The organism is Bradyrhizobium sp., from assembly GCF_019244115.1.
In the GTDB taxonomy this organism is placed as follows: domain Bacteria; phylum Pseudomonadota; class Alphaproteobacteria; order Rhizobiales; family Xanthobacteraceae; genus Bradyrhizobium.
In genome coordinates, this window is the sequence record NZ_JAFATE010000721.1 from 1 (window position 1) to 9,363 (window position 9,363).

9 protein-coding genes are annotated in these 9,363 nt (G+C 64.0%); 3 read left to right on the forward strand and 6 right to left on the reverse strand.

Features of this window, described 5'->3' with window-relative positions; translation table 11 throughout:
* Positions 1 to 1,350, forward strand: a 1,350-nt coding sequence (locus tag JOZ76_RS30960; RefSeq protein ID WP_291705196.1) for an undecaprenyl-phosphate glucose phosphotransferase, incomplete at its 5' end; no start/stop codon positions are given.
* A gap of 166 nt (positions 1,351 to 1,516) precedes the next feature.
* On the forward strand, positions 1,517 to 2,788 hold the full coding sequence (locus JOZ76_RS30965; RefSeq protein ID WP_291705197.1) for an O-antigen ligase family protein: 1,272 nt from the start codon (positions 1,517 to 1,519) through the stop codon (positions 2,786 to 2,788).
* On the opposite strand, the gene JOZ76_RS30970 is transcribed toward JOZ76_RS30965, so the two are convergent.
* Positions 2,763 to 3,236: a MarR family winged helix-turn-helix transcriptional regulator gene (locus JOZ76_RS30970; protein WP_291705198.1), complete on the reverse strand. Its 474-nt coding sequence runs from the start codon at positions 3,234 to 3,236 to the stop codon at positions 2,763 to 2,765. The two genes, JOZ76_RS30965 and JOZ76_RS30970, sit on opposite strands and share 26 nt — an antisense overlap.
* A gap of 146 nt (positions 3,237 to 3,382) precedes the next feature.
* On the opposite strand from JOZ76_RS30970, the gene JOZ76_RS30975 reads away from it, so the two are divergent.
* Complete coding sequence (locus JOZ76_RS30975; protein WP_291705199.1) at positions 3,383 to 4,624, forward strand: FAD-dependent monooxygenase; 1,242 nt, start codon at positions 3,383 to 3,385, stop codon at positions 4,622 to 4,624.
* On the opposite strand, the gene JOZ76_RS30980 is transcribed toward JOZ76_RS30975, so the two are convergent.
* From JOZ76_RS30980 to JOZ76_RS31000, 5 genes are all read right to left on the reverse strand, one after another.
* Positions 4,575 to 5,756, reverse strand: a complete 1,182-nt coding sequence (locus JOZ76_RS30980; protein WP_291705200.1) for a saccharopine dehydrogenase family protein — start codon at positions 5,754 to 5,756, stop codon at positions 4,575 to 4,577. The genes JOZ76_RS30975 and JOZ76_RS30980 overlap by 50 nt on opposite strands.
* Before the next feature lie 3 nt (positions 5,757 to 5,759).
* Positions 5,760 to 6,542: a DUF169 domain-containing protein gene (locus JOZ76_RS30985; protein ID WP_291705201.1), complete on the reverse strand. Its 783-nt coding sequence runs from the start codon at positions 6,540 to 6,542 to the stop codon at positions 5,760 to 5,762.
* Positions 6,543 to 6,634: 92 nt separating this feature from the next.
* Positions 6,635 to 7,666, reverse strand: a complete 1,032-nt coding sequence (locus JOZ76_RS30990; protein WP_291705202.1) for an L-idonate 5-dehydrogenase — start codon at positions 7,664 to 7,666, stop codon at positions 6,635 to 6,637.
* 43 nt (positions 7,667 to 7,709) lie between these two features.
* On the reverse strand, positions 7,710 to 8,477 hold the full coding sequence (locus JOZ76_RS30995; RefSeq protein ID WP_291705203.1) for an SDR family oxidoreductase: 768 nt from the start codon (positions 8,475 to 8,477) through the stop codon (positions 7,710 to 7,712).
* A 9-nt stretch (positions 8,478 to 8,486) separates the two neighbouring features.
* Positions 8,487 to 9,363, reverse strand: an 877-nt coding sequence (locus JOZ76_RS31000) for a mandelate racemase/muconate lactonizing enzyme family protein (RefSeq protein ID WP_291705204.1), incomplete at its 5' end; no start/stop codon positions are given.

The following is a 9,363-nucleotide window of genomic DNA, read 5'->3' on the forward strand; positions in this document are numbered from 1 at the left end:
CTGACCGGCATCGCGCTGTACTTTGCCTATGTCGTTCCCTTGAGCGGCTTCGTCTGGGAATACGTCGCGGCCATCCTCGGGATGACCGCGGCCGCCGTGATCTGCTTCCAGGCCGCCGACATCTATCAGGTGCAGGTCTTTCGCGGCCAGCTGCGGCAGATGACGCGAATGATTTCCGCCTGGACTTTTGTGTTCCTGCTCTTCATCGGCGCATCGTTCTTTGCAAAACTCGGCGGCGAGATCTCCCGCCTGTGGCTCTCGGCCTTCTTCGTGATCGGGCTCGCGATGCTGGTCGCCGAGCGCCTGTTCCTGCGCACGCTGGTGCGCGGCTGGGCCCGCCGGGGCCGGCTCGACCGCCGCACCATCATCGTCGGCTCGGATGAGAACGGCGAGCGCCTCGTCCGTGCGCTGAAGGACCAGGACGACTCGGACATCCACGTGCTCGGCGTCTTTGATGACCGCAACGACACCCGCGCGCTGGAAACCTGCGCCGGCAGCCCAAAACTAGGCAAAGTCGACGACATCGTCGAGTTTGCCCGCCGCACCCGCGTCGATCTCGTGCTGTTCGCGCTGCCGATCTCGGCGGAGACGCGCATCCTTCAGATGCTGAAGAAGCTCTGGGTGTTGCCGGTCGACATCCGTCTGTCCGCACACACCAACAAGCTGCGCTTTCGCCCCCGCTCCTACTCCTATCTCGGCGAGGTGCCGACGCTCGACGTGTTCGAGGCGCCGATCACCGACTGGGACCTGGTGATGAAGTGGCTTTTTGACCGTATCGTCGGTGGCATCGTCCTGCTGATGGCCTTGCCGGTCATGGCGCTGGTCGTGCTCGCGATCAAGCTCGACAGCCGCGGACCGGTGCTGTTCCGCCAAAAGCGCTTCGGCTTCAACAATGAGCGTATCGACGTCTTCAAGTTCCGCTCGCTCCATCACGACCAGGCCGATCCGCTTGCGGCCAAGGTCGTGACGAAAAACGATCCGCGCGTCACCCGCGTCGGCCGCTTCATCCGCAAGACGAGCCTCGACGAGCTGCCGCAGCTCTTCAACGTGGTCTTCAAGGGCAATCTCTCGCTGGTCGGCCCGCGGCCGCATGCGGTGCAGGGCAAGCTGCAGAGCCGCCTGTTCGATGAGGCCGTCGACGGCTATTTCGCCCGCCATCGCGTCAAGCCGGGCATCACCGGCTGGGCGCAGATCAATGGCTGGCGCGGCGAAATCGACAACGAGGAGAAGATTCAGAAGCGGGTCGAATTCGACCTCTATTACATCGAGAACTGGTCGGTGCTGCTCGATCTCTTCATCCTGCTGAAGACACCGATCGCGCTGATGACCAAGAACGAGAACGCGTACTGATCTTATTGTCGAACTCACCCTACTCCGTCATGCCCCGCGAAAGCGAGGCATCCAGTACTACGAGGTGCCGATGATCGCACGAACGTCTCGGAATACTGGATCGCCCGGTCAAGCCGGGCGATGACAAACGGGTGAGTGAATACGAGTTACGTAGAGTAAGTGTGTGATGGCGTATGCGGCGGCGACATCGGGTCATCTCCCCCAGGCGGCACCTGCGCCGCCGGGCGTACTTGCCTTGCAGCGCGCGATGGTCTGGCTCGTCGGCGCATCCGGCGCGATCGTGTTCATCGAGCCGAGCCCCTATGAGGTGATGACACTCACGGCGGCGGCGATCTTCGTCGCGACCGGCCTACGGCTGCGGCTGTTGTTCATGCCGCTCATTCTGCTCCTGATCTCGCTCAATGCCGGCTACAGCATCGCTGCCGTTCCGCTGCTCGACGATTCCATCATCGCCAGCTGGATCGCGACCTCCTGGTACATGGCGTTCACCGTGATCTTCTTCGCCATGGTCGTGGCCGAGGATACCGCCGCGCGGCTGGACATGCTGCGCCGGGGACTGGTCACCGGCGCGGTCATTGCGGCGCTGGCCGCCGTCGCCGGATACCTCAATGTCGTCCCCGGGGGATACGATCTCCTGACCCTGTACGGACGCGCGCGCGGTACCTTCAAGGATCCGAACGTGCTCGGCGCCTTCCTGATCCTTCCCTCGCTGTTCGTGCTGCAGAGCGTGGTGACCGCGCCCCTCGGCAAGGCGTTCCGCGCGACGATAGCATTCGGCATCATGGCGCTCGCGATCCTGCTGGCGTTCTCGCGCGCCGCCTGGGGCGGCTTAATTCTGACTTCCGCTTTCATGCTGGCGCTGATGGTCATGACCAGCGCTTCCGGCAAGGAGCGATCGCGGATCGTGACCATGACGCTGGTCGCAGTCCTCCTCGCCGTCGCGCTGATCGCGGTGCTGATGTCCTTCGATTCCGTCGCCGACATGTTTCGGCAGCGCGCCAGTTTCGACCAGAGCTATGACGAAGGCCGCTTCGGCCGCTTCGGGAGGCATATTCTCGGCGCCGACATGGCACTCGACCTGCCGTTCGGCATCGGCCCGCTGCAGTTCCATCACTATTTTCCCGAGGACACGCACAATTCCTACCTGAACGCCTTCATGTCGGGCGGATGGCTATCGGGCGTCTGCTATCCCGCGCTGGTCTTTCTCACGGTCATGACAGGCTTTCGCCATGTCTTCGTCCGCGTGCCCTGGCAGCGCGCTTATCTCGCGATTTTCGCGGCGTTTCTCGGCACGGTGGGAGAAAGCTTCATCATCGATACCGACCACTGGCGACACTTTTTCATGATGCTTGGGACGATGTGGGGCATGTTCGCCGCGGCGCAGCCGTACAGGATGAAAGCCGGAGAGCCGCCTACGCGTCCCGCCGAGGCTTGCTGATGGCGGCAGGCTTTGCTTTGGGCGAGGCTTCGATCATTGTCTTCAGCTCGTTCGTCGCCCCGAGAATCGACTGATAGCTCTCGGTCGCATAACGCAACAACAACTTCAGTTCGGCGTCGCTGTAACCCTCGCTCTGCCTGTGCATTGCGCGTTGCATGGACTCGTACAGGCGTCCGATCTCCATGACCCGTTCCGGCACCGGAACGATGAACACCTTGCGCCGGTCGCTCTCGTCGCGCTCGCGACGCACGAAGCCAGCCCTCTCGAGCCGGTCGATCACGCCGGTGATGGCGCCGCTGGTCAGCCCCGTCAGCTCCGCGAGACGGCCCGCGGTCATGCGGCCTTCCACGTTGAGGAAGTCCATGCAGTCCATGTCGGAACTGGAGATGCCGGCGCGATCGGCCACAGTTTTCGCGAACATGGTTCCCTGCGCGGAAGCTTTCCGCATTGCGTTCTCGAGGTCCTGCAGCAGCGCCGCGCGCGATTTTGCTCTTGACAAGGCCCATCCGATTATCTTAGTCGATATATATCTTAGCATCTAAGATAATTAGATGCCGTAATTTCTTAGCATCCCAACGATCGCAGGAGCAAGCCATGACCCAGCGCCCCCGCAAGGCCCTCATCATTGGCGCCGGCATTGCCGGGCCCATCGCCGCCATCCTGCTGCGGCATGCCGGCATCGAAACGCACGTCTTCGAGGCCTGGCCGCATTCAACCGGGGCTGGCAGCGGACTTCAGATCGCGCCGAACGGCATGCGCGTGCTCGCCGAGCTCGGCCTCGCCCCCGATCTGATACGTCGCGGCGCGATCTGCGAATCGATCGACTTCTACTCGCAATCGGGCGCGCCTCTCGGCTCAGTCAACCGCAACATGGCGGAGCGCTTCGGGCAACCCTCGGTGAGCCTGCGCCGCGCCGTACTGAACGAGGCCATCATCGGGAAGGCCTGGTCCTCGAATGTCGAATTGTATTTCGAGAAGCGGCTCGCACGCATCGAGGACCGGCCGAACCAGCCCATTGTCGCGCATTTCACCGACGGATCGAGCGCCGAAGGCGATTTCCTGATCGGCGCCGACGGCGTGCATTCGGCCGTGCGCGAACACGTCGTTCCCGATGCGCCAAAACCCTTCGATACCGGGCTGCTCGGCTTTGGCGGGTTCGTGCCGCGGTCGCTGCTGGAGGCGGCCGGCGCCCGGGCGAGCCTCGCCATGACCTTTGGACGCAGCGGCTTCTTCGGCTTCGGCTATTGCGGGCCCGAACCTCGAGACGGCGCGATGTGCTGGAGCACCCAGCCAGCCCATGGCGTCGACGCCGCGACGTTCCGCGCGATGGATCAGGCAGCGCTGCGGCAGCACCTGCAGGGGTTTCACGCCGGCTGGCACGACCCCATTCCGCAGTTGATCGACTCCCTGGAGGAGATCGTCGTGACCGCGACGCTCGATGTCGCCGCGCTGCCGACGTGGTCGCGCGGCCGCATGCTTCTGATCGGAGACGCAGCCCATGCCACCAGCCCCCATGCCGGCCAGGGCGCTTCGATCGCACTCGAGGACGCCTACAGGCTTGCCCGCGCGCTCCGGAGCGAAGACGAGATCGGCATCGCGTTTCAAAACTTCGAAGCCGAGCGCCGGCCCCGCGCCGAGCGCGTCGTGGCGCTGGCACGCCGCAACGGCAACCAGAAGCGCGAATTCGGCGCGACCGGCGCCTGGATTCGCGACCGCATGATAAAGGTGCTGACGCCGTTCACTGCGCGGAGCTGGGACTGGATCTATGACTATGATGTGCGCGCCGTCACCGCTCCACCGCAAATGTCAGGCCGGCATGATCGGCGAGCCGCTTGATCAACTTGTGCTGCATCGCCGCGCCCGGCGTCCAGAAGCCGGCTGGCACGTCGGGCGCGTCACGCAGCAGGCAGATCGCGCATTCGGCGATCATCTTCGACGTCGAGCCATAGCCGGGATCCCGGTCGCCCTTGACCGACGCGCGAACCTGGCGGCTGTCGGGCCCGATCGCGACATAGAGTAGGTCGTACAGACCGTTCTCGCGCTCTTCCTTCGAAGGTCCCTCGCCCGGCTTGGGCGCGTTCGGACCGGTCTTTTCCGTATTGGCGGCCATCACCTTCCGCGCATTGGCTTCACCCTTTTCGCCCGGACCTGTGAGTACCATCTCGTCGTAGACAAATTCGCTTCCGTACGGAAATCCCATCAGCATATTGGAGCGATGGACGTTGCGCGTGTTGATCAGCGCCATCATGAATGGCGCGGCCCACGACTGCAAATCCTCCTCATAAGCCGGCTTGTTGCCGCGCGGCTGCTTCGCGCCACTAAAGCCGGGTGTCAGCGCGAAAGGGTCGTTGAGAATGGCCACGAGACTGAGGTCCTTGGCCACCGCATCGAAAGTGGCTTTGGCGCTCGCGGCAGTCCCGCCCGAGAGTGTGCCGCGCATGGCCCGCACTCGACCCTTGACGCGGGCCGCCGGGGCGCCGAACACGCGTTTGGCCTCCTCCTGCACGTAGAACGCGCCGAGCTCGAACGGCACGGAATCGAAGCCGCAGGAAAACACGATCCGCGCACCACTGGCCTTTGCCGCGGCTTCATGCCTGTCGATCATCTGCCGCATCCAGACCGGTTCGCCGCAGAGATCGATATAGTCGGTGCCAGAGCCTGCGCAGGTAGCCACCAGTTCACTGCCGTAAAGCTGATAGGGGCCCACCGTCGAGATGATCACCTTGGTCTGATCGATCATCGCCTGCAGCGAGGCCGGATCGGAGGCGTCGGCCACGATCAAGGGCGTCTCGGCCGCCGCGCCGATGGTGTCACGAACGCTGGCGAGCTTGTCCAGGCTGCGCCCCGCCATCGCCCATTTCAGCTCGTTGTCGCCGCGGTACCGCGTCGACAGATATTCCGCGACGAGCTGGCCGGTGAATCCGGTCGCGCCATAGACGATGATGTCGAACTTTGCCGAAGCCTTCATATGCTACTTCTTCCCGTACGAGGCGCTCATGCCGGCGCGGACGTCGTTCTGGATGCCGTAGGGCGCGATCGGATAGCGCAGGCCGTTTTTGGCGAGCTGCTTCATGCCGGCGATCGCCTTGGCCAGATGGTCCACCTTGAGCGCCATCAGCATCTCCTCGTCCGGCACCCCGCCATAGCGCCGCTCGGCAAAACACGGCAGCGAGAGCGAGGGCTCGCCGGTCTTGAGCGCCCTGCCCCATGAATCCGCACACGCCGTTTCGCCAACGACGCCCCATTCGAACTTCTTGTAGCCGACATATTGCAGCCCGTTGATCAGGATGATCATCTGTCCTGGCGTCGCATAGACGAGGCAGATGTCGGGCGGATTGAGCCGGCCGCTGGCGAGCGGGCTCACCGCCATCGCCTGATATTGTCCAAACGGTACGACGTCGAGCGCCTCCTGGCGCTTGCGCGCATCCTCGGCGGTGCCGTGCCAGACGCCGACGTAATTTTCTCCAGCGCGCCATTTTTCATCCTGCGGTCCGAGCCCGATTACGGCACGGCACTGCGCTCCGACGAGATCCTCGCCGGTGATGCCGACGGTCCAGCCGAGCCGCGAGGCCATGCTGACGATCTGATCGGTGGTATGAACCGCGTTGGGCCGCCTGATTTTTGGGACCGCCTCCATGTCCTCGACGCGCGCGAACATCTTGATCCCGGTCACCGTGGTCTTGAGCCGCAGCAGATTGTTGAGGTCCGCGACAATAGCGTTGTAGTCCCATGCCTCCTGCGGCTGTTGTTGCATGGCGTCAACTCCCCGCGCCGACGCGCGCCGGCGGCTAGATCCAACCAGCTTGTTAGACGGTTTCCCGGGGGACGGCTAGTCTGGGGAGGCTCCTAGAACGTGAGCTGGACCTTCATCGATTTCGAACGGTCGGTGGCGAGCTCAAAGGCTTCGACGGCCGATTGATAGGGCAGCGAGGCCGAGATCAGCGGTTTGACGTCGAGCAGGCCATCGCCCATCAGGCGGACGGCCAGCTCGAACTCCGGATCGAAGCGGAAGGTGCCGCGCAGCTGCAGCTCCTTGGCCACGATGGTGTTGATCGGAAGCGTCATCTCGCCGCCAATTCCGACCTGCACCATGACGGCGCCCGGCCGCATCAGCTCGAGCGCGGAGACCAGCGCCGCCTGATTGCCGGACGCCTCGAACAGCACATCGAACACACCCTTGCCCGCGCGCCAGAGATCGAGCGATTTCGCTTCGCTCGCGACGTTGACCGCATGGCTCGCGCCGAGTTTTCGCGCGACGGCAAGCGGCGCGTCCGCGATGTCGGTCACCACGATCCCGGCCGCGCCACCATAGCGCGCGACGATGACCATGAGCGCGCCGATCGGCCCGCATCCGGTGACCAGCACGCGCTTGCCGAGCAGCGGTCCCGCCTGTTTGGCCGCATGCAGGCAGACCGACAAGGGCTCCGCCATCGCCGCCTCGCGAAGCGTCAGTGAACTCGCGATCGGGACCGCCTGCGCGGCGTCGACGGTGACAAATTCGCGAAAGCCGCCTTGCACATGCGGCGTGCGCATCGCGCTGCCCATGAAGCGCATGTCGAGGCACTGGTTGCCCATCCCTTCGCGGCAGTGAATGCAAACACCGCACGGCCGGCTCGGATTGACGGCCACGCGCGTGCCGGATGCAAGGTGCGAGACCCCTTCGCCGACGTCGGCGACCACACCGGCGATTTCGTGCCCCAGCGCCATCGGCTCCCTGATCCGGACCGTGCCAAAACCGCCATCGTGATAGTAGTGAAGATCGGAGCCGCAGATGCCGCCGGCAGCGATCTTGACACGGACCTCACCAGGGGCCGGCGCCTTGTCGTCAAAACTGTCGATCCGCAGATCCCTGGGTGCGTGGATGACGACGGCGCGCATGAAAGTCTCCGTTGGCTGGATGCAGGATTCGTAAAGATGGTCGTCACATCGCGGCAAGCATGCCGCCATCGACATAGATGACCTGGCCGTTGACGTAATCGGATGCCGATGAGCCGAGGAAGATCGCAGCGCCCACGAGCTCGTCCGGACGGCCCCAGCGCTTCGAGGGAACGCGCGACATCAGCCAGGAGTTGAAATCCGCATTGTCCATCAGCGCCTGGTTCATGTCGGTCAGCATGTATCCCGGACCGATGGCGTTGGCCTGGATGCCGCTTGCCGCCCATTCGACCGCCATCGACCGCGTCAGGTTCTTGATGCCGCCTTTGGCCGCGGTATAGGGCGCGATCGTCGGGCGCGCGAGTTCGCTGGCCAGCGAGCCGATATTGATGATCTTGCCCCGCCCCCGCGCAATCATGCGTTTGGCCGCCTCGCGGCCGATGACGAAGGCGCTGGTCAGGTTGGTCTCGATCACCTTGCGCCATTCGGCACTGGAGAATTCCACCAGCGGCTTGCGCATCTGGATTCCGGCATTGTTGACCAGAATATCGACCGCGATTGCGCTGGCATCGAGACGCTCGAAGGCGGCAACCACCGCCGCCTCGTCGGTCACGTCGAAGGCTGCGCCTTTCGCGGCATGGCCGGCGGCGCGCAACGCCGCGACCGCCGCTTCGACGCGGGCCGGATCGGTGCCGTTGATCACGATCCGCGCACCGGCCTTGGCCATGCCCTCGGCGATGGCGCGGCCGAGACCGCGCGAGGAGCCGGTGATGAGGGCCGTGCGGCCGCTGAGGTCGAACAAGCTCGTCGACATGCAGACTCCTCAGATGTTGCTGCGGCGTACCGTGAGATCGGAACGCTCGAATACCGCAGGCTTCAGGTCCACGCCAAGGCCCACGCCCTCCATCGGGTAGACATAGCCATCCTTGATGACGGGCATAGTCGTGACAAGTTCGTTGTACCAGCCCTTGTAGAAGGCCCGGACCGATTCCTGGATCAGCGTGTTTGGCTGGCTGAACGACATATGGATGGCGGCGATGAAGCCGACCGGGCCGATGCAGTCATGTGGCGCAAAAGGCCGATGGTAAGTCTCGGCCATCGCTGCGATCTTGCGGCCCTCGGTCAGCCCGCCGGTCCAGCACAAATCGGCCATCACGACATGCATGGCGTCGCGGTCGAGCATGTCCTTGTAGGGGTAGCGGGAGCCCAGCGTCTCGCTGGCGCACACCCACACGTCGGTCGACTGGGCGTATTCGGCAAGCGCCTGGGGCGAGTTCATGCGGATCGGGTCTTCGTACCAGGTCGGCGCAAAATCCTCCAGCAAACGCGCGATCTGCTTGGCGGTCGACAGATTCCACAGCGAATGGAACTCGACCATGATGTCCATCTTGTCGCCGACCGCCTTACGGATCTTCTCGAACGGCTCGACCGCCTGCTTCATCTGTGCGGCCGAAATGAACAGCCCCTGATTGTCCTGCGCCGGCGGATCGAACGGCCAGATCTTCATCGCGGAAATACCGCTTTCCAGCAGGCTTTCGGCGAGCGCGTCGGCGCGATTCATGAAGGCGTCAAGATCCTCGTAGGCGCCGTCGCCTTCGGCGAGGCTCCAGTTCGATACCGGGCGAATGTTGGTTGAGCGCACATATCTGGTACCGGCGCAGGTGTTGTAGATGCGCTGCTTGTCGCGGCAGAGGCCGCCA

Bases quoted from the DNA above. Each gene is read 5' to 3' on its own strand.
- JOZ76_RS30965 (WP_291705197.1), top strand. From the start codon at position 1,517: ATGGCGTATGCGGCGGCGACATCGGGTCATCTCCCCCAGGCGGCACCT.
- JOZ76_RS30970 (WP_291705198.1), bottom strand. From the start codon at position 3,236: ATGCGGAAAGCTTCCGCGCAGGGAACCATGTTCGCGAAAACTGTGGCC.
- JOZ76_RS30975 (WP_291705199.1), top strand. From the start codon at position 3,383: ATGACCCAGCGCCCCCGCAAGGCCCTCATCATTGGCGCCGGCATTGCC.
- JOZ76_RS30980 (WP_291705200.1), bottom strand. From the start codon at position 5,756: ATGAAGGCTTCGGCAAAGTTCGACATCATCGTCTATGGCGCGACCGGA.
- JOZ76_RS30985 (WP_291705201.1), bottom strand. From the start codon at position 6,542: ATGCAACAACAGCCGCAGGAGGCATGGGACTACAACGCTATTGTCGCG.
- JOZ76_RS30990 (WP_291705202.1), bottom strand. From the start codon at position 7,666: ATGCGCGCCGTCGTCATCCACGCACCCAGGGATCTGCGGATCGACAGT.
- JOZ76_RS30995 (WP_291705203.1), bottom strand. From the start codon at position 8,477: ATGTCGACGAGCTTGTTCGACCTCAGCGGCCGCACGGCCCTCATCACC.